The following is a 24,130-nucleotide window of genomic DNA, read 5'->3' as shown; positions in this document are numbered from 1 at the left end:
GGCCCGTCCCTGTCGAACGGTCTCGTCCCGGCTCGTCAGGAACCGTGCACCCCGGCGCGGTACTTGGGCAGTCGTACGGTGATCCTCATCCCCGCGCCGACGCCCGTCTCGATGACGAGCCCGTAGTCGTCGCCGTACACCTGGCGCAGCCGCTCGTCCACGTTGAGCAGTCCGATGCCGGTCGAGGTGTCGCCCTCTCCCCGCAAAATCCGGCGCAGCCGCCCGGGGTCCATGCCGGTGCCGTCGTCCTCGATGACGACCTCCGCCTCGGAGCCCGCGTCCAGGGCGCTGATGGTGATGCGGCTGCGGGTGACCGCGCCTTCCAGGCCGTGTTTGACGGCGTTCTCGACCAGGGGCTGGAGACAGAGGAACGGCAGCGCGACCGGCAGCACCTCGGGGGCGACCTGGAGGGTGACCGCGAGCCGTTCGCCGAACCGCGCCCGTACCAGCGCCAGATACTGGTCGATGGAGTGGAGTTCGTCGGCGAGCGTGGTGAACTCGCCATGCCTGCGGAACGAGTAGCGGGTGAAGTCGGCGAACTCCAGCAGGAGTTCGCGGGCCTGTTCCGGGTCGGTCCGGACGAACGAGGCGATGGCGGCGAGTGAGTTGAAGATGAAGTGCGGGGATATCTGTGCCCGCAGCGCCCTGATCTCCGCCTCGATGAGCTGGGTGCGGGACCGGTCCAGCTCGGCCAGCTCCAGTTGGACGCAGACCCAGCGCGCGACCTCCCCGGCGGCCCTGGCCAGGACCGCCGACTCACGTGGGGCGTACGCGACCAGGGTGCCGAGGACGCGGTGGTCGACGGTCAGCGGTACGGCCACCGCCCAGCGCAGGGGGCAGTCGAGGTCGCCGCAGCCGCTGCGGAAGGCGGTGTCCCGGCCGCTGGCCAGCAGCCCCTGGAGGTGGTCCATCACCTCCTTGCCGTGGTGTTCGCCGTCGCCGTCCCAGACGAGCACCCGGTCCCGGTCGGTCAGACAGAGCGCGTCGGTGCCGAGCAGTGAGCGCAGCCGGCGCGCGGACCGGCGGGCGCTCTCCTCGGTGAGTCCGGCGCGCAGCGGGGGTGCGGCGAGGGACGCGGTGTGCAGGGTCTCGAAGGTGGCGTGTTCGACGGGGGTGCCGACGTCACTGGGCCGGACGGGGGTGGCGGTACGGCGGCCGGCGACGAAGCCGGCGCCGAGCAGCAGCAGGGCGAGGAGGACGAGGGCGGCGGCGCCGGGCCCGGTCATCGCTGCCGTCCCGAGGCCAGCGCCTCCGGCAGATGGAAGCGGGTCATGGCGGCGTTGGTGCCCGCGGGTATCCGGCCGGGGGTGGCGAGCGAGACGAGGATCATCGCGAGGAAGCCGACCGGGACCGACCAGACGGCGGGCCAGGCGAGCAGCGCGTGCGGCCAGCCGGGCGGGCGCACCGCGCCGCTGACGGTGATCGCGACCGACAGCAGCGCCGAGCCGCCGCCGAGCAGCAGCCCGGCCATCGCGCCGGGCGGGGTCAGCCGCCGCCACCAGATGCCGAGGACCAGCAGGGGGCAGAAGGAGGAGGCGGAGACCGCGAACGCCATGCCGACGGCGTCGGCCACCGGCACCCGGCCGACCAGCAGCGAGCCGCAGAGCGGGACGGCGACGGCGAGGAGGGTCGCCAGCCGGAAGTGCCGTACACCGCGTGACGGGAGGACGTCCTGGGTGATGACCCCGGCGACCGCCATGGTGAGCCCGGAGGCGGTGGACAGGAACGCGGCGAACGCCCCGCCCGCGATGAGCGCGCCGAGCAGGTCCCCGCCGAGGCCGCCGACGATCCGGGCGGGCAGCAGGAGCACGGCGGCGTCCGCGTCCCCGCCCTGGATCAGCTCGGGGGCGTACAGCCTGCCGAGGGCCCCGTAGACGGGTGGCAGCAGGTAGAACAGGCCGACCAGGGCGAGTACGGCGACGGTCGTGCGGCGGGCGTCGCGGCCGTTGGGGCTGGTGTAGAAGCGGACGACGACGTGCGGCAGCCCCATGGTGCCGAGGAACGTCGCGACGATCAGCCCGTAGGTGGCGTACAGCGGGTGGGCGGCGCGGAAGACGGACAGCTGCGGGTCGAAGGTGACGCGGGGCTGACCGTCGCCCCGCCAGGCCAGCACCAGGAAGATGGCCGGGACGAGCAGCGCGGTCAGTTTCAGCCAGTACTGGAAGACCTGGACGAAGGTGATGCTGCGCATGCCCCCGGCGGCGACGGCGACCACGACCACCGAGGCGACGAGGACGTCACCGAACCAGCCCGGCGCCCCGGTCAGGATGTTCAGGGTGAGCCCGGCGCCCTGGAGTTGGGGGACGAGGTAGAGCCAGCCCGCGCCGACGACGAGCACACTGACCAGTCGGCGGGCCCGGAGCGATTCGAGCCGGCCCTCGGCGAAGTCGGGCAGGGTGTACGCCCCCGAGCGGCGCAGCGGCGCGGCGACGAACACCAGGAGCACGAGGTAGCCGGCGGTGTAGCCGACCGGGTACCAGAGCATGTCGGGGCCGTGCGTGAGCACGAGTCCCGCGATGCCGAGGAAGGAGGCGGCGGAGAGGTATTCGCCGCTGATCGCCGCCGCGTTGAGCCGGGGCCGCACGGTGCGGGAGGCGACGTAGAAGTCGGAGGTGGTGCGGGAGATGCGCAGGCCGAAGCCGCCGACGAGGACGGTGGCGAGGACCACGACGGCCACGGCCACCACCGACGCCAGGTGATCGGGTCTGCTCACTGCGCGGGGCGGCCTTCCACCAGCCGGGCGAAGTCCCGTTCGTTGCGTTCCGCGCGGCGCACGTACCACCAGGCGATGAGGGTGAGCGGCGGATAGGCGGCGAAGCCGAGGACGGCCCAGACGAGGGCGGCGCTGCGCAGTGCCTCGAAGACCAGGGGCAGGGTGCCGACGACGAGGGCGAGCACGGCGAACGCGGTGACTCCGGCGCGGAGCTGACTGCGCATCAGCGAGCGGACGTAGGCGCCGCCGAGGGCGGTCTGCTCGTCGATCTCCGACTGGGCGCGGTAGCGGGGCAGCGGGCGTACCCGCCGGGGCTCTCCCGTCACCACTTCGCGCCGGGGTGTGGGCTCTGCGGACATGGCCTCGGAGTGTACGCAGCGCGGGGCCCGCCTGGGAAGGGCCGGGAAGCCGCTGGTCAGCGGCCGGTCTGCCGCATCAGCAGATCACGCAGGGCGCGGGTGTGGCGGCGGCTCACGGCGAGTTCGGCGGTGCCGACTCGGACGCTCATGCTGCCCGCGTCGAGCCGGAGTTCGTCGATGCGGCCGAGGGCGACGAGATGACGGCGGTGGATGCGGACGAAACCGCGTGAGCGCCAGCGTTCCTCAAGGGTGGTGAGGGGGACGCGTACGAGGTGGCTGCCGGTCGCGGTGTGCAGACGGGCGTAGTCGCCCTGGGCCTCGGCGTAGGTGATGTCGTCGACGGCGACGAACCGGGTGACGCCGCCGAGTTCGACGGGTATCTGGTCGGCGGCGGTGTCGTGGACGGGCGCCTGACGGTCGCCGACCTGTTCGGCGACCCGGCGCACGGCCTCGGCGAGGCGTTCCCTGCGGACGGGTTTGAGGACGTAGTCGACGGCCTTGAGGTCGAAGGCGTGGACGGCGAACCCCTCGTGGGCGGTGACGAAGACGATGAGCGGGGGCGCGGCGAATCCGGCCAGCAGCTGGGCGACGTCGAGCCCGGTGAGGCCCGCCATGTGGATGTCGAGGAAGACGACGTCGACGGCGGCCGGGTCTTCGGGTCCCGCGTCGACGGCGGCGCCGATGCGGCGCAGCGCCTCGGTGGCCCCGGTGGCGCCTTCGGCGCTGCCGATGCGGGGGTCGGCGCGCAGCAGGTAGAGCAGTTCTTCCAGGGCGGGTTCTTCGTCGTCGACGGCGAGTACGCGGAGCATGAGGCCGGAGTTTAGGGGCTTGCCGGGCGGATGGCCCGGTCCGCGGACGGGTTCTCGTCGTACGGGACGGTTCCGGGCGGTACGGGCAGTAGTGACCGGACCCGTGTCACCCGGCCGTGACCGGCCCTCATGACACTCCGGCGGTGGCACGGGTCCGTGTCACCCGGCCGTGGCCGGTCCCGTCACCCGGCCGTGGCCGGTCCCGTGTCGCCCTGACCATGACCGGTCCTCATGTCCGTCCGGCCGTGGGCGGACCCGTGTCACCGCAGCCGTGAGCGGTCCAGTGCCGCCCCGGCCGTGACCGGTCCTCATGTCCCTCCGGCCGTGCGCGGACCCGTGTCACCCCGGCCGTGACCGGTTCTCACGTCACTCCGGCGGCGGCCCGCCCTGTCTCGCCCCGGCCGTGACCGGTCCACATGCCGGTCCGGCGCCAGGGCCTTCCCTGGCGCTCCGGTGTCCGCCCGGCGCGGGCCCCTTCGTGGCCGTCCGTTACTTCAGCAGCCGGGACAGTCTGCGGTCGGCGAGCAGCCGGCCGCCGGTCTGGCAGGTGGGGCAGTACTGGAGCGCGGAGTCGCTGAACGAGACCTCCCGGATGGTGTCGCCGCACACCGGGCAGGGCTCCCCCGCCCGCCCGTGGACCCGTAGCCCGCCCTTCTTCTCCGCCTTGAGCCGTCCGGCGGCGACCCCGCGCGAGCGCTCGACGGCCTCCAGGAGTGTGGTGCGCAGCGCGGTGTGGAGCCGGGTGATGTCCTCGTCGGTGAGGCTCGACGTCGTTTTGAACGGGGACATCCGCGCTGCGTGCAGGATCTCGTCGCTGTAGGCGTTGCCGATGCCCGCGATGAGGCTCTGGTCGCGCAGGGCGCCCTTGATGCGGCGGCGTTCCCCGGCGAGCAGCGCGGCGAACGCCTCACGGTCGAAGGAGTCGTCGAGCGGGTCGGGTCCGAGCCGGGCGATGCCGGGGACGCTCGCCGGGTCACGCACCAGATGGACGGCGAGGCGTTTGGTGGTGCCCATCTCGGTGAGGTCGAAGCCGTCGCCCCCGGTGAGCACGGTACGCAGGGCGAGGGGCCCCTTTCCGGGGCGGGGCGGGGTCGCGGGGAAACCGTCCTTCCACCGGAGCCAGCCGGCCCGCGCGAGGTGGATGACGAGGTGCAGCGGGCCGGCCTCGATGTCGAGGAACTTGCCGTGCCGGGCGACACCGGAGACCGTACCGCCCTCCAGGGCGGTGAGCGGCGGGTCGTACGTCTTGAGCACGCTGATCGCCAGCGGCAGGACCCGTGCGATCTCCTTGCCGACCAGGTGGGTGTCGAGGAAGTCCCGCAGGGCTTCGACTTCCGGGAGTTCGGGCATGGTTCCAGCCTGCCGCAGTCCGGGGGCGGATGCCTCCCGGGTTTCCCGGGAGGCGCCCCGTGCCGGACCAGGCCCCCGGACCGCCTCACGCCGGCCCCTGCCCGCCCCGGACGTCCGAGGCTCCGTCCGTCGGGCGCGCCGCGGCGGAGCCGAGGGCTCCGATGCCCACGTGTGGCGGGCGGAGGCCACCCGGACAGGCGCGGCGGGGCGAAGGGCCCCGGCCGTGCGCGGCCCGACGACCGGGCCGGTCACTCCCGGCCGGGGATGACGAACTCGCACCACACGCACTTGCCGCTGCCCCGGGCCTCCACGCCCCAGCCGTCCGCCAGCCGGTCCACCAGCATCAGCCCACGACCGGAGACCCCCGACTCGCCAGCGTCGCGGCGGCGCGGAAGCGCGCTCGACCGGTCCTCCACATCGACCCGCAGCCGCCGCGCGGGACCGGTGAGCACCCGTACCGTGACGATCGCGCCGCCGTCGGTGTGCATCAGCGCGTTGGTCATCAGCTCGTCGGCGGCCAGTTCGATCTCGTCGGCCCTGTCCCGGGCGCCCCAGGCCCCCACCGCGGCCCGCACCATCTGCCGGGCGGAGCTCAGCGCCTCCGGGTCGCTCTGCGCGACGTGCTGCTGGAGCCGGCCGCCCGGCTGCGGGGCCTGGGAGACCCGGCGGCGCAGCAGGAGCACCGCGACGTCGTCCTCACCACCGCGTTCGTCGATCACCTCGCAGAGCCGGTCGGCCAGTCGCTGGAGGTCGCGGGGGCCGTCGCGGACCAGGGCGGTGAGCAGTCGCATGCCTTCGTCGAGGTCGGCGCCCGGCTGCTCCACCAGCCCGTCGGTGTAGAGCACCATGGTCTGTCCGGGGTCGAGTTCGATGGTGCTGACCGGGTATTCGAGCCGTCCGAACTCGGCCGAGAGCCCGAGCGGCAGCCCGCCCTCGGAGGGCACCCGGCGGCAGTCGCCGTCGGTGTCGCGCATCAGCGGGTCGACGTGTCCGGCCCGCACCAGCTGGACCACTCCGGTGGTGAGGTCGACCTCGGCGTACGTACAGGTCGCGAAGCGGTCGGTGTCGAGTTCGTCGAGGAAGACGGAGGCCCGTGCCATGACGGTGGCGGGGCTGTGCCCCTCGGCCGCGTAGGCGCGCAGCACGATCCGCAGCTGGCCCATGACGGCCGCCGCGTGGGTGTCGTGGCCCTGTACGTCTCCGATGACGGCGCCGACCCGGCCGCCGGGCAGGGGGATGATGTCGTACCAGTCGCCGCCGATGTCCCTGCCGAGCCGGGCCGGGCGGTAGCGGACGGCGACCTGCGCTCCGGGCACTTCGGGAATACGGCGGGGCAGCATGGCCTGCTGGAGGCCCTGTGCGAGGTCGTGCTCCTGCTCGTAGAGCACGGCGCGCTGGAGGCTCTGGGCGATGGAGCTGCCGAGCGCGACCAGCAGGTTGCGTTCGTCGGCGGTGAAGCCCGCCTTGTCGCGGTAGAGCAGTCCGATCGCCCCGATGGGCCGGGCCTGGGCGATCAGCGGCAGGTAGGCGGCGGCGGTGACCCCGAGGGGGCTGACGTGCGGCCACAGAAGCGGGTACGAGGTGGCGAACTCGTCGGCGGACTCGAAGAACCGGGGGGTGAGGGTGCGCATCACCTCGCCCATCGGGTACGGCTCGTCCAACCGGGTGTAGCGGTCGGTGGGCGGATGCGTCCCTTCGGGTGCCTCCGTCACGAGGTGGATGCGCCCCGCCTCCAGCAGTCCCAGGACGATGTCGGCCGCGCCGAGGTGCGCCAGTCCCTGGGAGTTCTTCAGCACCTCGATGACGTCCTGGACGGTGCGCGCGTGGGCGAGCGCGGCGGCGGTGCCCTCGACCACGCTGGTCCGGCGGCGGCGTTCCTCGTCCACGTCGCGGCGGGCGGTGGCTTCGGCCAGTTCGTCGGTGGCGTCCCGGACGATGCCGACGACGCGGAGCGGGCGGCCGGTCCCGTCCCGGTGGATGAATCCCTGGGTGTGGCCCCAGCGCGGGTCTCCGTGCTCGCGCGTGATCCGGAAGTAGGCGCCGTAGTTGCCCTTCCCGCTCTTCAGCGCCCGCGCGACCTTGGCGTCCAGACCGACCGCCTCGTCGGGCGGCATGCGCCGGGCCAGGGTCTCGGGCCGGTCGTCGTACTCCTCGGGGGTCAGGTCGAACACCGCGAGGGCGGGCGCGTCCATCCGCATCAGGCCGCTGTCCAGGTCCCAGTCGAAGCTGCCCATGCCGAGCCCGTGCCCGTACTCCCGCAGAAAGCAGCCGGGCTCCCCCACGCCCCCACGGCAGCACTCGGCCGCCTCACCACCCCGGCTGCCCGCGTCCATGGGGCCACGCTAGGCGCAGCCATCGGCCCGCGCACCCGGGACGGCGTCCATGGAGCCGGCCCTCCCGTCCCGCCCCCGAGGGCCGTCCCGTGGTCCCTGGCGGGCACGCGACGACAGCCACGGCGTCTCGCGGCGCTGTCGGAACGTCGACGTGCACATCCGGTATGTGAAGGTCCCTCCGCCTCGCGACGCACCGCGTCCGGCGCCGCGCGCTGCTCCACCGCGGACTACGGGACGGACCTTAGGGTGCTCGATATGGAGATCGGAAAAGCGGACTCGCCTCCGGCACGCCCCTGGCACTACCGGGCCGCCGCCTACACCTTCGCGGTCGGCATGGCGGGCACCACCCTTCCGACACCGCTGTACGGCCTGTACCAGGACGAGATCGGCTTCTCCTCGCTGATGGTGACGGTGATCTTCGCGACGTACGCGGCCGGGGTGATCGCGGTGCTCGTCCTGGCGGGCGACTTCTCCGATCTGCTGGGGCGCAAGCCGGTGCTGCTGACCTCGCTCGGTCTGTCCCTGGCGAGCGGGGTGTGCTTCGTCCTGGAGAGCGGTCTGCCCCTGCTGTTCACCGGACGGGTGCTGTCCGGGCTGGCCGCGGGGCTGCTCACCGGTACGGCGACCGTCGCGGTCATGGAACTGGCGCCGCCGGACCGGAAGGACCGGGCGGCGTTCGCCGCGACCGCCGCCAACATGGGCGGCCTCGGCTGCGGCCCGCTCCTCGCCGGAGTGCTGGCCGCCTACGCCCCCTGGCCGCTGCGGCTGCCGTACCTCACCCATCTGGGTCTGCTGGTGGTGGCCATCGGTCTGACGCTGCCGCTGCCCGAGACCGTCCGCCGCCGGGAGCCCCGGCCGCCGCTGCGTCCCCGGCCGCCCCACGTGCCCCGGGAGGTGCGGGGCGTGTTCGTGCCCGCCGCGCTGGCCGCGTTCGCCGGGTTCTCCATGTTCGGTCTGTTCACCTCGGTGGCCCCCAGCTTCATGCACGACGACCTCGGGGTGGACGATCCGGCGGTCTCCGGGGCGGTCGTCTTCGCCGCGTTCGCCGCGTCCACCGTGGGGCAGTTGGCGACGCGGCGGTTCGGCGCGGGACGGGCGCTGCCCGCCGGGTGCTTCGTCCTGGTGGCGGGCATGCTCCTGATCGGTGGATCGCTGCTGTTCTCCTCGCTGGCCCTGCTGGCCGCGGGGGCGGTGGTCGCGGGGCTCGGGCAGGGTCTCTCCTTCCGCGCCGGAATGGCGGCGGTGACCGGGCGGACCCCGCAGGACCGGCGCGGCGAGACCACGTCGGCGTTCTTCGTCGTCGCCTATCTGGGGATCTCGCTGCCGGTGCTCGGAGTGGGGGCGCTGACCCTCGCCGTCGGACTGCGCGACGCGGGCCTGGCGTTCACGGCCTGCGTGGTGGTGATCGCGGCCGTGATCGGTGTGCTGCTGGCGCGCCGCTTCCGGCGGGAACCCGAACCGGCCGGCTGACGGCCGGGGAGAGCGGCGCCCTGCTCGTCCGCGCCGGCCGCGGCCCCGGCCGGTCCGCACGGCCGCCCCCGTGAGCCGGGCGGCACTCCCGATCGGTGGTACGCCGATCGCCGGGCACCACGCCGCACCGGCTCCTCGGAGCGCTCCGATCACGACGGCCGGGTGATACTGAGCGTGATGGACTGGTTCACCTCGGACGGCTACTGGCTGAGCAGGCTGGTCTTCCAGCGCGCTCTGGCCGGTGTCTATCTGGTCGCGTTCCTCGCCGCCGCACTCCAGTTCCGGGCACTGATCGGCGAGCGCGGCATGCTCCCCGTACCCGAACTGCTGCGCCGCACCCGCTGGCAGGACGCTCCCGGTCTCTTCCGGCTGCACTACTCCGACCGCGCGTTCGCCGCCGTCGCCTGGACCGGCTGTCTGCTCTCCGTCCTGCTGGCCGCCGGGGTGGACTCCCGCCTCCCGCTCTGGGCGGCGATGGTGATGTGGGCGCTGCCGTGGGCGTTGTACCTGTCGATCGTCCAGGTCGGACAGGTCTGGTACGGGTTCGGCTGGGAGTCGCTGCTCCTGGAGACCGGCTTCCTCGCCGTCTTCCTCGGCAACGCGGACACCGGTCCACCCGTACTGGTGCTGTGGCTGCTGCGCTGGGTGCTGTTCCGGGTGGAGTTCGGCGCCGGAATGATCAAGATCCGTGGTGACGACTGCTGGCGTCGGCTGACCTGTCTGGACTTCCACCACGAGACGCAGCCGATGCCGGGACCGCTGAGCTGGTTCTTCCACCGGCTGCCCGAGCCCGTCCACCGGGTGGAGGTGGCGGCCAACCACGTCACCCAGCTCGTCCTGCCGGTGCTGCTCTTCGTCCCGCAGCCGGTGGCCGGCGTGGCGGCGGGCCTGATGATCGTGACCCAGATGTGGCTGGTGCTCTCGGGGAACTTTGCCTGGCTCAACTGGCTGACCGTCGTGCTCGCCCTGTCGGTGGTCGACTGGTCGCCCTCGTCAGGACCGTCCCCCCGCCCGCCGGCGCCGCTCTGGTACGAGGTGACCGTCATCGCCGTCACCGTGCTGGTCCTGTTCCTGAGCCGGAACCCGGCGCGCAATCTCGTCTCGCGCCGCCAGGCGATGAACCGGTCCTTCGACCCGCTGCGCCTGGTCAACTCCTACGGCGCGTTCGGCAGCGTCAGCCGGGTCCGGCTCGAAGTCGTCGTCGAGGGCACGGACGAGGCGGTGGTCCGCGAGGACACCGTGTGGAAGGAGTACGGCTTCCGGGGCAAGCCGGGTGAGCCCGGCCGGCTGCCGCGTCAGTTCGCCCCGTACCACCTGCGGCTGGACTGGATGATGTGGTTCGCGGCCCTCTCCCCCGCGTACGCCCGGTCATGGTTCGGGCCGTTCGTCGAACGGCTGCTGGCGAACGACCGGGACACCCTGCGGCTGCTGCGCCACAATCCCTTCTCCGACGCCCCGCCCGCGCACATCCGCGCCCAGGTGTACCGCTACCGGTTCACGACCTGGCGCGAGCTGCGGGCCACCGGCCACTGGTGGCACCGCGTCCAGGTGCGCGACTTCCTGCGCCCCACCCGCGCCGGGCGGCGCTGAGGCCGAGGGGCGACAGCGAGGCCGGGAGGCGACGGCGAGGCCGGAGGGTGCTATCCGGCGTCCTGACGGGCTCTGAGGAGCCGTCGGATCTGCTCGACGAGTTCGTCGTCGGCGACGGACTTCCCCGGGACCAGGGCGCCCAGGCGCTCGGCGGTCTCGAAGTCGTACGCGCGCTCCTCCTCGTCGCCCGGCACCTTCTCGTACTCCGCCCCGGCACGGAAGCCGACCGTCAGGTCCACGGCCTTCGCGATGAGCCAGGTGAGGACGAAGGAGAAGGCGGCCACGGAGACAACCGCGACGAGCTGCTTGCCCAGCAGCCCCCAGCCACCGCCGTAGAACAGCCCTTCCTTGCCGCTGATCCGGGCGGTGGCGAACAGTCCGACCATGATCAGACCGATGAGACCTCCGACCCCGTGCACGCCGACGACGTCGAGGGTGTCGTCGACGCCGACGCGGTACTTCAGCGTGATGGCGAAGGCGCAGACGAGTCCCACGACCAGCCCGGTGACGACGGCCCCGGTGGTGTCGATCTCACCGCAGGCCGGGGTGATGGCGACCATGCCCGCCACCGCCGACGAGACGACTCCCGTCGTGGTGACCCGGCCGGTGCGCCACTTCTCCACCAGCGGCCAGGTGACCATGGCGCCCACGGCGCCGAGCTGGGTGTTGATGAACGCCGCGGCGGCGGTACCCTGATCGGTCAGCGCCGAACCGGAGTTGAAGCCGAACCAGCCGAACCAGAGCAGCGCCACCCCGATCACCACCAGCGGGATGTTGTTGGGCCGCTCCGCACGCCGGGCGAAGTCGCGGGGCGCCCGCAGCACGATGGCCGCCGCCAGACCGGCGATTCCCGAGTTGAGCTCCACCGGGAGCCCGCCGGCGAAGTCGAGGGCGCCGAGATGGCGCACGATCCAGCCGTCCCGGTCGAACACCCAGTGCGCGATCGGGATGTAGACGATGAGCAGCCACAGGACGACGAAGACCAGCCAGCCCCTCATCGTGGCGCGGTCGGCGATGGAGCCGCTGATCAGGGCGACGGTGATGACGGCGAAGCCCATCTGGAACGTGCTGTAGACGTACGTGGGAATGGCGCCCGACAGCGTGGTGAGGCCGATGTCGCGCATGAACGCGTGGTCGAGGTTGCCGATGAGTCCGGCGCCGCCCACATCGGGGCCGAAGGCGAGCGTGTAGCCGATCGCCCACCAGACCAGGCTGCCGAAGGCGAGCGCGGCGAAGCTCATCTTGATCATCATCAGGACGTGCCGGGTGCGGACCATACCGCCGTAGAAGAACGCCAGTCCTGGGGTCATCAGCAGCACCATGGCGGTGGAGGCCAGCAGCCAGGCGGTGTCCCCTGAGTCGTACGCGGGTGGCATCGGCGCGGGAGCGGTGTTCATCGACGGATACCTCGTGAGGGTGTGGGGGAAGGGCGGGCGCCGGGTCCCTCCGGGCGGACCGGGCCGGGCCGGGGACTCAGGGCTTGCGCAGATCGGGCGGCGGGCTGCCGGTGAGCAGGGTGCGTACCGCGTGCCAGGCGGCCTTCGTCGCGGCGGCGGTGCGGACGGGGCTGTCGTCGAGGAGCCGCAGCCAGGCGCCGCAGTCCCGGGGCAGCACGCTGACCCCGTACAGCACTCCCTGACCGTCGAGCGCGCGGTGCAGCGTGTCGGCGATCTCGGCGGCGGGGGCGTCGTCGGTGACGACGAAGAGCGAGGCGACATGGTCGTGCCCGGCGAAGACGCCCGGCCCGAGCACTCCCCCGCCGGACGCGAGACGCAGGGTGTCGATGGCGAGGAGGGTGCCGTCCGGCCGGGTGATCCGCAGGTCGGTGGCGAGGACCCGGTAGGCGTGACGCTCCCCGCGGGCGAGTCGCCCGGCCGTCAGGGTGTCCCCCACGACGACGGTCGCGCCGTGCGCCACCGTCACCTCGGTGCGTTGGTAGAAGCGTGAGTCGCGGAACGGGATCAGCGGGTCCGGCAGGTACTCCACGTACGCGCCGGGCTCCGCCTCCAGGTGCACGCGCTGGCTGGCGTAGTCGTGCTCCATCCGGAACACCTTGGTGGCCGCCTGGGTGGTCAGATGGACCTGGGTGCCGGGTCCGCAGCGGAAGTCCATCCGGTACCGGTCGGCCTGCGCGACACCGCCGCCGGTCGCCATCAGATAGACGTACGCCATGCCGGGCAGCGCGTCGTCGATCCACAGCGGGCGCATGATCTGCAACGGCGTCTTCTGGTAGCGCTCGACGAGCTCGGTGCGCCCGCCCCGCACGGTGAAGCCCAGGTCGAGGATGCCGACCTTGGCCGGGGAGCCCGGGACGAGGGTGTCGGGGACGGACGCCAGGGCGGCCACCTCGGGGGGAATCCGGACGGCGGCGTAGTACCCCTCGGCGAGCCGGTCGGCCCGCGGCCGGCGCGGCGGGGCGGTCGTCACGTCAGATCAGCACCTTGCGCCGCGACTCGAGGTACCCCGCGATGTCGTCGATGCCGATACCGGTCAGACAGTCGGTCAGGACGACGGGCCGGTCCTCCCTGACCCGGTGCGCGTCCGCCTCCATCACCCCGATGTCGGTCCGCACGTACTTCGCGATGTCGATCTTGTTGATGACCAGCAGATCGGATTCGGTGATGCCGGGACCGCGTTTGCGGGGCATCTTCTCGCCCTCCGCGGTGTCCAGGACGAACAGGAAGAGGTCCACCAGTACCGGGCTGAAGGTCAGGGTGAGGTTGTCACCCCCCGATTCGTACAGAAGCGTGTCGGTGTCGGGGAAGCGTTCCAGCATCTCCGCGCCGGCCGCGAGGTTCATCGTCGGGTCGTCACGGACGGCGGTGTGCGGGCAGGCGCCGGTCTCCACACCGACGACCCGCGCGGGGTCCAGGACACCGTCGAGGGTGCGGCGGATGTGCTGGGCGTCCTCCTGTGTGTAGATGTCGTTCGTGATGACGGACGGGCGGTGGCCCCGCGCGATCAGCACCGGTACCAGTGCCTCGATGAGCGCGGTCTTGCCCGACCCCACCGGGCCGCCGACGCCGACCCGCAATACGTTGTCGTCCATGGTGCTCCTTGTTCGTCGAGTGGTACGTCGAGTGATGGGTCAACTGGCGAAGAGCCGGGCCTCCGCGCGTTCATGACGGCCCGACATGATGTCCGAGGCGAAGACCGTCGCGCCGACGTCGGCGAGATCGCGGCGCAGCGCCTGTTCGACGGTCTCCTCGATGACGGGCGCGGCGCCGCGCAGCAGGACCTGAGCCCTGCGGTGGTCGGTCAGCCGCAGGCGCAACGCGGCTCCGGTGAAGCTGGCGCAGAACGCGAACAGGTCGGCCGCGACGGCCTGCCGGACCGGCACCCCGGTCGCGGCGTGGATGACCCCCGCCGCGACCGCCTGGGTGCCGGGCGCCTCGCGTCGTACGACCCGGCCGAAGTAGTCGGTGATCTGCGGACGGCCGAAGACCTCCTGGGCGAGGTCGAGGAGCTGACGGCCGGTCCGGGTGGCTGCCTGGCGCATCTCCCGGCCCAGTTTGGTGGCGAACAGATGCTCGTCCACGGCGACGGCGGTCTCCGGGTCGCCCGCCGTCGTCGCCCGGTGGGCGAGGGCGAGCGCCGTGGCGTCGGCCGGGCCGACGCCATGACGGAGCAGGTCGGCCAGCAGCTCCGGAAGGCTCTCCGGGTCGACGGCCTTGGCGTGGGCGAAGCCCTCCAGGCTGTGCGACAGCGTGTAGAAACCGCTGGGGAAGGCCGAGTCCGTCAGCTGGAGGCTGACCAGCAGGGCGCCCAGTCCGGTCCCGGCCGTCCCGGCCGACACGTCTCCTCCGGCCGTCCCCGCCGCTTCGGCCGTCGTTGCCGCTTCGGCCGTCGTGACGAGGGAGTCGGAGGCCGGTTCGCCGGAGGGTGCGCGTTCGTTCCGGTACATCGGCCCTAGACCAGGAAGTACAGCTGGTTGAGGGGCAGTTCCTCGGCCGGCGCGATGGTGGCGACCTCACCGTCGAGGGTGACCTTGAACGTCTCGGGGTCGACCTCGATGTGCGGCAGCGCGTTGTTGCGGATCATGTTGTGCTTGCCGATGTTGCGGGTGCGGCGGACCGGCAGGATCTTGCGTTCCAGGCCCAGTTCGGCCGGTACGCCCGCGGCGATGCCGGCCTGCGACATGAAGGTGACATGGGTCGCCTGGAGGGCCTTGCCGTACTGCCCGTACATCGGGCGGTAGATGATGGGCTGGGTGGTGGGCAGTGAGGCGTTGGGGTCGCCCATCTGTGCCCAGGAGATGATGCCGCCCTTGATCACCAGTTTCGGCTTGGCGCCGAAGGAGTGGATGGGCCAGAGCACGATGTCGGCGAGCTTGCCCTTCTCGATGGACCCCACGTGTTCCGCGATGCCGGTGGCGATGGCCGGGTTGATGGTGACCTTGGCGAGGTAGCGCAGCACGCGCTGGTTGTCGTTGCGCTCGGAGTCCTCGGGCAGCTTGCCGCGCTTGTCCTTGCAGTGGTGAGCGGTCTGGAAGGCACGGGTGACGGACTCCCCGACGCGGCCCATGGCCTGCGAGTCGGAGGAGAACATGCTGATCACCCCGAGGTCGTGCAGGACCGACTCGGCGGCGATCGTCTCGGCGCGGACCCGGCTGTCGGCGAAGGAGACGTCCTCGGGGATGTCGTGGCTGAGGTGGTGACAGACCATGACCATGTCGAGGAGTTCGTCGACCGAGTTCTTGGTGTACGGGAGGGTCGGGTTGGTCGAGGAGGGCAGGACGTTCGGCTCGCCCGCGACCCGCAGGATGTCCGGGGCGTGACCGCCGCCCGCGCCCTCGCTGTGGAAGGTGTGGATGGCACGGCCGTCGATCGCGGAGCGGGTGTCCTCGAAGAAGCCGCTCTCGTTCAGGCTGTCGGTGTGGATGGCGACCTGGACGTCGTGGTGGTCGGCGACGTTGAGCGCGTTGTCGATGACGGCGGGGGTCGCACCCCAGTCCTCGTGCACCTTCAGCGCGCAGGCGCCCGCGATGATCTGTTCCTCCAGCGCCTCCGGCAGGCTGCCGTTGCCCTTGCCCATGATGCCGAGGTTGATCGGGAAGCCCTCGGCGGCCTGGAGCAGTTTGGCGATGTTGTACGGGCCAGGGGTGCAGGTGGTCCCGTTGCTGCCGTCGGTCGGCCCGGTGCCGCCGCCGATGAGGGTGGTGATGCCGTTGGTCAGCGCCTGTTCGGCCTGCTGGGGGGCGATCAGGTGGACGTGCGTGTCGATGGCCCCGGCGGTGGCGATCAGGTGTTCGCCCGCGATGGCCTCCGTACCGGGGCCGATGACGAGGGCGGGGTCGACGTTGTTCTGGGTCTGCGGGTTCCCGGACTTGCCGATGCCGACGATGAAGCCGTCCTTGATCCCGATGTCGCACTTGACGACGCCCAGCATGGCGTCGATGACCACGACGTTGGTGATGACGGTGTCGAGGGCGCCCTGGGCGGCGGTGGCCTGCGGGTCGGACGCCATGCCGTCCCGCATGGTCTTGCCGCCGCCGTAGACGACCTCGTCGCCGTACAGGCCCTCGCTGTAGTCCTTCTCGACCTCGACGACGAGGTTGGTGTCGCCGAGGTGGAAGCGGTCACCGACCGTCGGGCCGAACATGTCGGTGTACTGCTTGCGCGGCAGAATGGGCATCAGCGCGAACCCTTCTTCTTTTCCTTGGTGTCCTTGTTCGCACCGGCGTTCCGGTGGGCCGGGGTCTCCTTGCTCCGCTCGGCCCCTCGGCCGTTCTTGCCGCCCTCGCCGCTCCCGTGCGGGGCGTCGGTGGTGGCCGCGGCGAGGTTCTGAGCGCCCTGGAAGCCCTGTTCGATCGCCCTGCGGACGGCTTCGAGCCGGGCGGGCTGGGAGGCGGTGCTGCCGTTGAGCAGTCCGCTGAAGCCGACGAGCCGGCCGGTGCCCGCGTACGTGCACAGTTCGACCTCGCGCGAGCCGCCGGGCTCGAAGCGCACCGAGGTGCCCGCGGCGATGTTGAGGTGCATCCCCAGCGTCTCCTGGCGGTCGAACGACAGCGCGGAGTTGACCTCGAAGAAGTGGTAGTGCGACCCGACCTGGACCGCCCGGTCACCGGTGTTGCTGACGGTGACCCGCACGGTGCGCCGACCGGCGTTGATCTCGATGGGTTCCTTGCCGTAGATGTACTTCTGACGGAACGTCATGCGGTACTCCTGATGACTTGGGGCGTGGCCCGGCCGGGCGAACGCCGCTGCGGGTGCGAGTGGTCCTCCCCGGGCGCGTGGCTGTGCCCGTGTCCGGAGCCGTGCCCGTGCCCGTGGTCGTGGCCCTCGCCCGGCGGGTGGGTGTGGTTGTGCCCGTGGTGGTCGGCCGCGGCGAGACCGGCTCCGACACCGTCGTCACCGTGTCTGCGCCACCGCCGCCGGGCGTCGGCCGCCCGTTCGGCCAGCACACGCGTCAGCGCGGAGGGCGGCACGATGGGGCCCGCCACCTCGGTCCGGATGCCGGACACCTCCGGCGCGTCGGGGCGTACGAACGCGGCCGGCAGCAGCGTCACCCGGGAGGCGCCGAGCAGCCGGCAGCGGCGGACGCCCTCGGTGAGGTCCGGGTCCCCTCCCCCGAACGCCACCTCGACGAGGGCGTGTCGGCCGTACCGGCGTACGAGGGCGGCGATCCGGTACAGCTCGGCGTCCTCGAACGGATCGCCGGCCGGGGCCGTGACCAGCAGCGCCGAGGTGTCGGACACCCGTCCCGCGGCCGCCCTGAGCCAGCCGGTCAGATGCTGTGCGGTGCCGAAGGGCTCGGTGAGCAGGACCCCGGACCGGTCGGCGGCGGGAAGGGCGCGCAGTGTGCGGGCGGTGTCCGCGACCAGTTCGGGGTCACGGCCCAGGGTCATGGGAATGACGCAGCCCTCCTCGCCCCGGCGTCGCAGTCCGGCGACGGTCCGGAACAGTTCGCGCCCGCTCGACACGACGGCCACCTCGGGGCCCACGAGATCACGCAACGCGGCGCCGTGCGCGGCCTCGTGGCCGCAGGCCGCGATCACCCGGCAGTGGTCGGCCAATGGACTCAGCCGCCGATGGGGTCGTGACAGGAGACGAGCTTCGTGCCGTCGGCGAAGGACGCCTCGACCTGGAGCAGGCCGAGCATTTCCCGTACCCCCGGCATGGTGTCCTTCTCGCCCACGACGTGCCGGCCCAGTTCCATGCAGTCGGCGACGCTTTTGCCGTCACGGGCGGCTTCGAGGATCGCCTCGGTGATGAGCGCGACCGACTCGCTGTAGTTGAGCTTGAGACCTCGGTCCTGGCGCTTGCGGGCCAGATCGGCCACGACGTACACCAGGAGTTTGTCGATCTCGCGTGGAGCGAGGTTCATCGTCGGTCCTTCCTCGGAGAGGTGCGGCGGAGAAGCGAAGGGGGCCCGGTACGGCCGTCAGCCGCTGGGGCGGAATCGGTGCAGCCGGGGTACGGCGGCCATGAGCACCCAGGTCGTGAGGATGAACGGCCAGGTGAAGGTGTGGCCGCCGAACGGCTTGAAGAGCAGGGTGAGCGACGCCGTCAGGCCGGTGGTGGCGGCGGCTCCGAAGAGGGCGTAGGCGGCGTTCCACGGAGTGTTGGCGAGGAAGACCGCCCCGACCGCGATGGCGACGAGCACGGCGTTGTAGCCGTAGATGCCGTTGGCGATCAGCGAGCTGGAGCCGCCGAGCGCCCAGGCGGCGAAGACGCCCACCACACTGCCCGCCGCCGCGTACAGCACGACGCGCGGCCCGGCGAAGGCCAGCCCGACGAGCATGATGAGCCCGACGTACCACGTGTCGACGAGGAAGACCTGCGACACGTTCGTGAAGAAGGCGTGCCAGAGGTCGTCCCAGGAGAGTCCGGTCGAGCCGTTGGCGGTACTGCTCACGGCCTTCGGCGCGCCGTGCCAGATCCGGTCGAAGGAGGGAGCGCCCAGCGCCATGACGCCGGAGACCAGGCAGAACGGGGCGGTGAGGGGCGTGAGCCCGTAAGCACCGAGCAGTGTGGTCAGCGTCCCCATCAGCAGGGTGCAGGTGATCGCGCCCACGACGGTGAGCACGTACGTGGCCGGGTGGTGGCCCAGATAGATGACCAGTGCGATGCCGGTGAGGCAGCCGCAGTAGCCCTGGAGGCCCTGCGCGATCGAGGAGCGGTCCGCGCCCATGGCATGCGCGGCGGCGGTGGAGACGACCGTCCCGATGGTGGCGAAGAGACCGATCCGCCAGCCGGCCGCCCAGAGGCCGACGAGGATGAACACTCCCGTCCAGGCGGCCGGCTGCAGATCGACCTGGCCGAATCCGCGCACGGTGGCGAGGAGGAATCCCAGCGGTTGGGGCTGCCGCGATCGGGGGTTCTGCTCTGTTTCGGCGGACGACACGACGAACTCCGTGGCTCGGAACGGACAACCGGCCTCACGGCTCATCGGCTGAGAGGTACGAGCGGCTGAGAGGTATGAGCGGCTGAGAGGTATGAGCGGCTGGATGTCAGATATATCCCATATGAGAACACTTCACACCGTATGCCCGGCCGTCCGTTGCGCTGTTCAGGTGCCCCGGGTTCCGGCTCCCGCGCCGCGAACCCGGCCCGTACCGCCCGCTCACTACGGTCGGCCGGGTGCTCCTCTCCTCACTCCTGCACCGGCACAGCCACCCCGACCACCACCCCGGCGTCCAGCTCCCGGTCGTCGGGGCCGTCGCCGTCGGTGGCGCCGCGGGCGCCGCCGCCCGCCACGGCGCCGAACTCCTGTGGCCCACCGGCACCACGGACTTCCCCTGGACGACCCTGCTGGTGAACGTCACGGGCTGCTTCCTGATGGGCCTCCTGATGGTCACCGTGAAGCTGCGATTCCCGGGCGCGCCCCGGCTGGTCAGCCCACTGCTCGGCACGGGTGTGCTCGGCGGGTTCACGTCGTTCTCGCACTACACGGACAGCGTGCGACAGCTGTTCGAGAGCGATCGGCCGGGCTACGCGGTCGGCTGCCTGCTCCTGACCGTGGTGGCCGCGCTGGCCGCCGTGACGCTGGGCGCGTACGGCGCCCATGCCCTGTACGGACGCGCCTACCGCACCGAGGAGCCCACGCCATGACCGTCGACTGGCTGCTCGTCCTGGCCGGCGCGCTGGTCGGCGCGCCCCTGCGCTACTGGCTGGGGGTCGACGCCCACTTCCGTCTGCACAGCACGTTTCCCTGGGGCACGCTGGCGGCCAACCTCGGCGCGGCGCTGATCCTGGGATTCATCGCGGAGGGCTCGACCGACGGCGATCTGGGCACCCGGGTCAAGCTGCTGATCGCCACCGGGTTCTGCGGCGCGCTGTCGACCTGGTCGACCTTCTCGTACGAACTGCTGACGTTGACGTCCGCCCGGCGCGTGACGCTGGCGGGCGGCTATCTGCTGCTCACCGTCGGCCTGGGGGTCGGCATGTCGTTCGCCGGGGCGGCCGTGGCGCGGGCGGCGTTCTGACCCGTGGACCGGAACGGCCGAGGTCCGGCCGCGCCTCGGCGGCGGCCGGACCTCGGTCACGCGGTCCGCGCGGGCGGTACGACGCCCGCGCGACGGGGCTGCTCAGTCGATGCCGGGCAGGATGTGCGGTTCGGCGAGATCGTCCTCGTAACCGGCCAGCCTGATCGGGGCCGACCTGGCCCAGACGTCGATGTTCAGAAGCTTCTCGGGCGGTCCGGACCGCTCTCCGCTCCGGACCGTGGACCGCTTCTCGTCCTGCGTCAGTTCAGGTGTCACCGCGCACTCCTTTGTGTCGCGTAGCCCCGGGCGTTGCCGAGCCTTCGGCCTCATTGCCGTCGGTCGACCGCCCTACGGGGCAGGGCAAGGACAGTTCGGTCGCGGTGGCGCCGGCATGGGGCGGGACGGCGGCCTGGTTACAGACCTGTCCCAGGACGGTCGAGGGAATTTCGTGGGTCCCCTTGGAGGCCGTCCGTCCCCTCAGAGTAACCAAATGAGCGCGAGCGCGCTCGACAGAACGTATGGTCTGGATCACTTTCAGCCATGGCGTGTGTGGCCTTCGCACGGTTCACCCAGCTCAGGCGCCCCACCCGGCGCCCCATGCGGCCGGGACGGGCGCCGGGCCGGCTTCCCGCTCTCCGGCCCGGCGCCCGGCCCGGCGTCACCGCCCGTTGCCCCCGGCCGCTTCACCGGGCCGTGTCACCAGGCCGCGGGCGCGTAGTCCTTGAGGAAGCAGCCGTACAGCTTCTCGCCCTCTTCGCCCCGGACGATCGGGTCGTAGACCCGGGCCGCTCCGTCCACCAGGTCGAGCGGGGCGTGGAAGCCCTCCTCCGCGAGGCGGATCTTGTCGGGGTGCGGGCGCTCGTCGGTGATCCAGCCGGTGTCGACGGCGGTCATCAGGATGCCGTCCTTCTCGAACATCTCCTGGGCGCTCGTGCGCGTCAGCATGTTCAGTGCGGCCTTGGCCATGTTGGTGTGCGGGTGCCCCGCCCCCTTGTAGCCCCGGCCGAAGACGCCCTCCATCGCGGAGACGTTCACGATGTACGCGTGTTCGGCGGACCTCGCCGTCATCGCCGGACGCAGCCGGCTGATCAGGATGAAGGGCGCGGTGGAGTTGCAGAGCTGGACCTCCAGCAGCTCGATCGGCTCGACCTCGTCGACGGTCTGGACCCAGCTGTTGGTGTGGTGCAGATCGGGTACGAGCCCGCCCGCGTCGATCGCGGTGCCCGCGGCGATCCGCTCCAGGGAGGCCGAGCCCGTGATGAGGGCCAGGCCGGTGACGTCCTGGGCGGTCAGCCCCTCCGCGCGGGGCGAGGGCAGCGCCGCGACGCGGTCGACGGAGCCGCTGCCGAAGGTGCCGATGACCTCGGCGGGGGGAAGCTCACCCGGGGGCAGCGGGGCGGACTCGGCGGCGAGCAGCTCGCGGTAGGCGTCGGCCGAGCGGCGTACGGTCTGCGCGGCGTTGTTGATGAGGATGTCGAGCGGACCCTCGGCGGCCACCGAGTCCGCGAGCGCCACGACCTGCGCCGGGTCCCGCAGATCGATGCCGACGATCTTCAGCCGGTGGATCCACTCGTCGCTGTCGGGCATCGCCTTGAAGCGGCGGATCGCGTCGTTGGGGAAGCGGGTGGTGATGGTGGTGTGGGCGCCGTCGCGCAGCAGCCGCAGCGCGATGTACATGCCGATCTTGGCGCGCCCCCCGGTGAGGAGCGCCCGGCGGCCGGTGAGGTCGGTCCGGGCGTCGCGCCGGGAGCGGTTCTCCTTCGCGCACTGCTGACAGAGCTGGTGGTAGAAGGCGTCCACCTCGACGTACCGCGTCTTGCAGATGTAACAGGACCGCGGGCGCTGGAGCACGCCCGCGATCTCGGCGGTGGCCGACGAGGACGGCAGGACGCCCTGAGTCTCGTCGTCGATGCGTTCGGCGGAGCCGGTCGCGGTGGCCTCGGTGACGGCCTTGTCGTGGGCGGTCTTCGCGGCGCGGCGCTCCTGGCGGCGGCGCTGCTTCACGGTCCGGTAGATCCCCGCGGTGGCGCGGCGGACGGCGATGGCGTCCGGGTGGTCGACCTCGATGGTGTCGAGTTCGTCGAGCACGCCCAGGCAGACGGCCAGCCGTTCCGGGTCGATACCCGGACCGAACTCCGTGCTCTCGTCTGTCACCGTCATCGCTGTTCCTCTGTTGTCACTCGTGCCGCAGAGGTGTGTGCTCCGCGGAAGCCTGCGCGCTGCGACGGCGGGTTCACGGGGACAGACCTCTCCGGGGAGGAGTCCGGCCGCGGGCTTCGTGAGGCCGCCGCTGGTACGGGCCGAACGCCCCGCTCAAGTCTGCCATGCGCCGGACGTTGCTCCGTTCGTGTGAGCGGCCTCACCCGGGCGCCCTGGTCACCCGCCGGGCCGCCCGGGGTGCGACGGGCGGCCCGGCGGGTGAGGGGGGACGAGGACGGGTCCGGTGCGCGTCGGGAGGCCGCGCCCTGCGGCGGCGCGGCCGGACCGGCGGCGGACTTCCCGGACCGCCGCCCCGACTATCCCGAATGCCCCGACTGTTCTGCGGTGTCCCGCGTCGACAGCGGGGTGGCGATGTCCTCCAGGGACCTGCCCTCGGCGGCCACCGCGAAGAACAGCGCCACCAGCCCCGCCGCCGTCATCAGTCCGGCTCCGATGCAGAACGCCAGCACGGTGTCGCCGACCACACCGCTCGCGGTCAGGTCGGCGAAGACCAGCGGCCCGGTGATCCCGCCCGCCGCCGTGCCGATCGCGTAGAAGAAGGCGATCGCCATGGCCCGGGTCTCCATGGGGAAGATCTCGCTGACGGTCAGATAGGCGGAGCTGGCCCCGGCGGAGGCGAAGAACAGCACCCCGCACCAGCAGGCCGTCATCGTGACGGCGGTCAGCCAGCCGCTGTTGAAGGACCAGGCGGTGACGAAGAGCAGCAGTCCGGAGAGGATGTACGTGCCCGAGATCATCGGCTTGCGTCCGACGGTGTCGAAGAGCCGCCCGAGGAACAGCGGGCCGAGGAAGTTGCAGAACGCGATGACGGCGAAGTAGTAGCCGGTGTCGCCGCTGGGCACGTCGAAGAACTTCACCAGGATCGAGCCGAAGCCGAAGGTGACGGCGTTGTAGAGGAACGCCTGTCCGATGAAGAGGGCGAGTCCCAGGACGGCCCGCTTGGGGTACGAGCGGAAGACCGTCCTGGCGATCAGCCCGAAGCCGATGCTGTGCCGCTGCTCGACGGTGATGGCGGTGTCCACGGCGGGCAGCTTCCTGCCGATGTCGTCCTCCACCTCGTGTTCCACGTCCTCGACCAGCTTCTCCGCCTCCTCGTCACGGCCGTGGATGAACATCCACCGCGGGCTCTCGGGCACATGGCGGCGGACGAGCAGGATCACCAGGCCGAGCACCACACCGAGCGCGAAGGTCAGCCGCCAGCCGAGGTCCTTCGGGAAGATGCTGGTGTTGAGGGCCAGCACCGAGAGCAGTGACCCGGCCATCGCGCCGAGCCAGAAGCTGCCGTTGATGATGAGGTCGATGCGTCCGCGGTACTTGCTGGGGATCAGCTCGTCGATGGCGGAGTTGATGGCCGCGTACTCCCCGCCGATCCCGAAGCCGGTGAAGAAGCGGAAGAGGAAGAACCACCAGGCCGAGAACGAGACGGCGGTGAGCGCGGTCGCCAGGAGGTAGACGACCAGCGTGATGATGAAGAGCTTCTTGCGCCCGAAGCGGTCGGTCAGCCAGCCGAAGACGAGTGCGCCGGAACAGGCACCCGCCACGTAGAGCGCGGCCGCGATGCCGGTGACCTGGGCGTCGGTGATGGCGAGACCGCTGCCGTCCTCGGAGAGCCGGCTGGCGATGTTGCCGACGACCGTGACCTCCAGCCCGTCCAGAATCCAGACGGTGCCGAGACCGATCACGATCATCCAGTGCCATCTCGACCAGGGCAGCCGGTCCAGGCGTGCCGGGATCTTGGTGGTGACCGTGCCCATACCCGCCGATTCGGTGTCGCTCATTCGTTCTCCCTGTGTCCGGAACACCGCGCCGCGCCCCGGCCGAGCCGACTGTGATCAACCCTAGGACGCGACAGCCACATC

At 71.7% G+C, this 24,130-nt stretch carries 22 protein-coding genes; 4 read left to right on the top strand and 18 right to left on the bottom strand.

Going from position 1 to position 24,130, the window contains the following annotated elements:
• Positions 1-35 precede the first annotated feature (35 nt).
• The 6 genes from PZB75_RS28520 to PZB75_RS28495 form a co-directional block, all read right to left on the bottom strand.
• Positions 36-1,226: a histidine kinase gene (locus tag PZB75_RS28520; protein WP_275538166.1), complete on the bottom strand. Its 1,191-nt coding sequence runs from the start codon at positions 1,224-1,226 to the stop codon at positions 36-38.
• On the bottom strand, positions 1,223-2,713 hold the full coding sequence (locus tag PZB75_RS28515) for a cation acetate symporter (protein WP_275538165.1): 1,491 nt from the start codon (positions 2,711-2,713) through the stop codon (positions 1,223-1,225). Before PZB75_RS28515 ends, PZB75_RS28520 begins: the two co-directional genes overlap by 4 nt.
• A complete protein-coding gene (locus PZB75_RS28510) occupies positions 2,710-3,072 on the bottom strand; it encodes a hypothetical protein (RefSeq protein WP_275538164.1) in 363 nt (120 codons plus the stop codon). The genes PZB75_RS28515 and PZB75_RS28510 overlap by 4 nt, the downstream gene beginning before the upstream one ends.
• A 56-nt stretch (positions 3,073-3,128) precedes the next feature.
• On the bottom strand, positions 3,129-3,881 hold the full coding sequence (locus PZB75_RS28505) for a LytTR family DNA-binding domain-containing protein (RefSeq protein WP_275538163.1): 753 nt from the start codon (positions 3,879-3,881) through the stop codon (positions 3,129-3,131).
• A gap of 489 nt (positions 3,882-4,370) precedes the next feature.
• Positions 4,371-5,231, bottom strand: a complete 861-nt coding sequence (locus PZB75_RS28500) for a DNA-formamidopyrimidine glycosylase family protein (protein ID WP_275538162.1) — start codon at positions 5,229-5,231, stop codon at positions 4,371-4,373.
• 248 nt (positions 5,232-5,479) lie between these two features.
• Complete coding sequence (locus tag PZB75_RS28495) at positions 5,480-7,465, bottom strand: SpoIIE family protein phosphatase (protein ID WP_275538904.1); 1,986 nt, start codon at positions 7,463-7,465, stop codon at positions 5,480-5,482.
• 354 nt (positions 7,466-7,819) lie between these two features.
• Between PZB75_RS28495 and PZB75_RS28490 the strand changes: the two genes are divergently transcribed.
• Both PZB75_RS28490 and PZB75_RS28485 read left to right on the top strand, forming a co-directional pair.
• The gene (locus PZB75_RS28490) at positions 7,820-9,034 is read left to right on the top strand and encodes an MFS transporter (protein WP_275538161.1); all 1,215 of its coding nucleotides are present in this window, start codon (positions 7,820-7,822) and stop codon (positions 9,032-9,034) included.
• A gap of 177 nt (positions 9,035-9,211) precedes the next feature.
• Entirely contained in the window at positions 9,212-10,624 is a 1,413-nt protein-coding gene (locus PZB75_RS28485) for a lipase maturation factor family protein (RefSeq protein ID WP_275538160.1), read from the top strand.
• A gap of 50 nt (positions 10,625-10,674) precedes the next feature.
• On the opposite strand, the gene PZB75_RS28480 is transcribed toward PZB75_RS28485, so the two are convergent.
• The 9 genes from PZB75_RS28480 to PZB75_RS28440 form a co-directional block, all read right to left on the bottom strand.
• Positions 10,675-12,021 carry an ammonium transporter gene (locus PZB75_RS28480; protein WP_275538159.1) on the bottom strand — a complete coding sequence of 449 codons (1,347 nt, stop codon included), beginning with the start codon at positions 12,019-12,021 and terminating at the stop codon, positions 10,675-10,677.
• A gap of 76 nt (positions 12,022-12,097) precedes the next feature.
• Positions 12,098-13,051: an urease accessory protein UreD gene (locus PZB75_RS28475; RefSeq protein ID WP_275538158.1), complete on the bottom strand. Its 954-nt coding sequence runs from the start codon at positions 13,049-13,051 to the stop codon at positions 12,098-12,100.
• Position 13,052: 1 nt separating this feature from the next.
• The gene (gene ureG / locus PZB75_RS28470) at positions 13,053-13,673 is read right to left on the bottom strand and encodes an urease accessory protein UreG (RefSeq protein WP_275538157.1); all 621 of its coding nucleotides are present in this window, start codon (positions 13,671-13,673) and stop codon (positions 13,053-13,055) included.
• Positions 13,674-13,712: 39 nt separating this feature from the next.
• A complete protein-coding gene (locus tag PZB75_RS28465; RefSeq protein WP_275538156.1) occupies positions 13,713-14,528 on the bottom strand; it encodes an urease accessory UreF family protein in 816 nt (271 codons plus the stop codon).
• A 5-nt stretch (positions 14,529-14,533) separates the two neighbouring features.
• Positions 14,534-16,258, bottom strand: coding sequence for an urease subunit alpha (ureC, locus tag PZB75_RS28460; protein ID WP_275538155.1), 1,725 nt, complete (start codon positions 16,256-16,258; stop codon positions 14,534-14,536).
• Entirely contained in the window at positions 16,258-16,779 is a 522-nt protein-coding gene (locus PZB75_RS28455) for an urease subunit beta (RefSeq protein ID WP_275538154.1), read from the bottom strand. Before PZB75_RS28455 ends, ureC begins: the two co-directional genes overlap by 1 nt.
• On the bottom strand, positions 16,776-17,639 hold the full coding sequence (locus tag PZB75_RS28450; RefSeq protein WP_275538153.1) for a cobalamin biosynthesis protein CbiX: 864 nt from the start codon (positions 17,637-17,639) through the stop codon (positions 16,776-16,778). Before PZB75_RS28450 ends, PZB75_RS28455 begins: the two co-directional genes overlap by 4 nt.
• Before the next feature lie 5 nt (positions 17,640-17,644).
• Positions 17,645-17,950 carry an urease subunit gamma gene (locus PZB75_RS28445; protein WP_275538152.1) on the bottom strand — a complete coding sequence of 102 codons (306 nt, stop codon included), beginning with the start codon at positions 17,948-17,950 and terminating at the stop codon, positions 17,645-17,647.
• A gap of 57 nt (positions 17,951-18,007) precedes the next feature.
• Positions 18,008-18,970 (bottom strand): urea transporter, encoded by a 963-nt coding sequence (locus PZB75_RS28440; protein ID WP_275538151.1) that lies wholly within the window; start codon positions 18,968-18,970, stop codon positions 18,008-18,010.
• Between the two features lie 236 nt (positions 18,971-19,206).
• Here PZB75_RS28440 and PZB75_RS28435 point away from each other — a divergent pair, with 236 nt between their 5' ends.
• Positions 19,207-19,677 (top strand): CrcB family protein, encoded by a 471-nt coding sequence (locus PZB75_RS28435; RefSeq protein ID WP_275538150.1) that lies wholly within the window; start codon positions 19,207-19,209, stop codon positions 19,675-19,677.
• Positions 19,674-20,051 carry a CrcB family protein gene (locus PZB75_RS28430; RefSeq protein ID WP_275538149.1) on the top strand — a complete coding sequence of 126 codons (378 nt, stop codon included), beginning with the start codon at positions 19,674-19,676 and terminating at the stop codon, positions 20,049-20,051. Before PZB75_RS28435 ends, PZB75_RS28430 begins: the two co-directional genes overlap by 4 nt.
• Positions 20,052-20,153: 102 nt before the next feature.
• Here the strand turns inward: PZB75_RS28430 and PZB75_RS28425 are convergent, their stop codons facing one another.
• From PZB75_RS28425 to PZB75_RS28415, 3 genes are all read right to left on the bottom strand, one after another.
• Positions 20,154-20,327: a hypothetical protein gene (locus PZB75_RS28425; RefSeq protein ID WP_275538148.1), complete on the bottom strand. Its 174-nt coding sequence runs from the start codon at positions 20,325-20,327 to the stop codon at positions 20,154-20,156.
• Positions 20,328-20,747: 420 nt separating this feature from the next.
• Positions 20,748-22,211 carry an SDR family NAD(P)-dependent oxidoreductase gene (locus PZB75_RS28420; RefSeq protein ID WP_275538147.1) on the bottom strand — a complete coding sequence of 488 codons (1,464 nt, stop codon included), beginning with the start codon at positions 22,209-22,211 and terminating at the stop codon, positions 20,748-20,750.
• Between the two features lie 356 nt (positions 22,212-22,567).
• Entirely contained in the window at positions 22,568-24,049 is a 1,482-nt protein-coding gene (locus tag PZB75_RS28415) for an MFS transporter (protein ID WP_275538146.1), read from the bottom strand.
• Positions 24,050-24,130: the final 81 nt, after the last annotated feature.

Origin of the sequence: Streptomyces sp. AM 4-1-1 (assembly GCF_029167625.1) — a bacterium.
In the GTDB taxonomy this organism is placed as follows: Bacteria; Actinomycetota; Actinomycetes; order Streptomycetales; family Streptomycetaceae; genus Streptomyces.
The sequence above is the reverse complement of the archived record's forward strand: the minus strand, read 5'-3'. Positions and strand labels throughout refer to the sequence as shown.

What these genes read in the sequence shown, in the direction of transcription:
- PZB75_RS28520 (WP_275538166.1), bottom strand. Translation starts at nt 1,226, where the DNA reads ATGACCGGGCCCGGCGCCGCCGCCCTCGTCCTCCTCGCCCTGCTGCTG.
- PZB75_RS28510 (WP_275538164.1), bottom strand. Translation starts at nt 3,072, where the DNA reads ATGTCCGCAGAGCCCACACCCCGGCGCGAAGTGGTGACGGGAGAGCCC.
- PZB75_RS28505 (WP_275538163.1), bottom strand. Translation starts at nt 3,881, where the DNA reads ATGCTCCGCGTACTCGCCGTCGACGACGAAGAACCCGCCCTGGAAGAA.
- PZB75_RS28500 (WP_275538162.1), bottom strand. Translation starts at nt 5,231, where the DNA reads ATGCCCGAACTCCCGGAAGTCGAAGCCCTGCGGGACTTCCTCGACACC.
- PZB75_RS28495 (WP_275538904.1), bottom strand. Translation starts at nt 7,465, where the DNA reads ATGGGCAGCTTCGACTGGGACCTGGACAGCGGCCTGATGCGGATGGAC.
- PZB75_RS28490 (WP_275538161.1), top strand. Translation starts at nt 7,820, where the DNA reads ATGGAGATCGGAAAAGCGGACTCGCCTCCGGCACGCCCCTGGCACTAC.
- PZB75_RS28485 (WP_275538160.1), top strand. Translation starts at nt 9,212, where the DNA reads ATGGACTGGTTCACCTCGGACGGCTACTGGCTGAGCAGGCTGGTCTTC.
- PZB75_RS28480 (WP_275538159.1), bottom strand. Translation starts at nt 12,021, where the DNA reads ATGAACACCGCTCCCGCGCCGATGCCACCCGCGTACGACTCAGGGGAC.
- ureG (WP_275538157.1), bottom strand. Translation starts at nt 13,673, where the DNA reads ATGGACGACAACGTATTGCGGGTCGGCGTCGGCGGCCCGGTGGGGTCG.
- PZB75_RS28465 (WP_275538156.1), bottom strand. Translation starts at nt 14,528, where the DNA reads ATGTACCGGAACGAACGCGCACCCTCCGGCGAACCGGCCTCCGACTCC.
- ureC (WP_275538155.1), bottom strand. Translation starts at nt 16,258, where the DNA reads ATGCCCATTCTGCCGCGCAAGCAGTACACCGACATGTTCGGCCCGACG.
- PZB75_RS28455 (WP_275538154.1), bottom strand. Translation starts at nt 16,779, where the DNA reads ATGACGTTCCGTCAGAAGTACATCTACGGCAAGGAACCCATCGAGATC.
- PZB75_RS28445 (WP_275538152.1), bottom strand. Translation starts at nt 17,950, where the DNA reads ATGAACCTCGCTCCACGCGAGATCGACAAACTCCTGGTGTACGTCGTG.
- PZB75_RS28430 (WP_275538149.1), top strand. Translation starts at nt 19,674, where the DNA reads ATGACCGTCGACTGGCTGCTCGTCCTGGCCGGCGCGCTGGTCGGCGCG.
- PZB75_RS28420 (WP_275538147.1), bottom strand. Translation starts at nt 22,211, where the DNA reads ATGACGGTGACAGACGAGAGCACGGAGTTCGGTCCGGGTATCGACCCG.
- PZB75_RS28415 (WP_275538146.1), bottom strand. Translation starts at nt 24,049, where the DNA reads ATGAGCGACACCGAATCGGCGGGTATGGGCACGGTCACCACCAAGATC.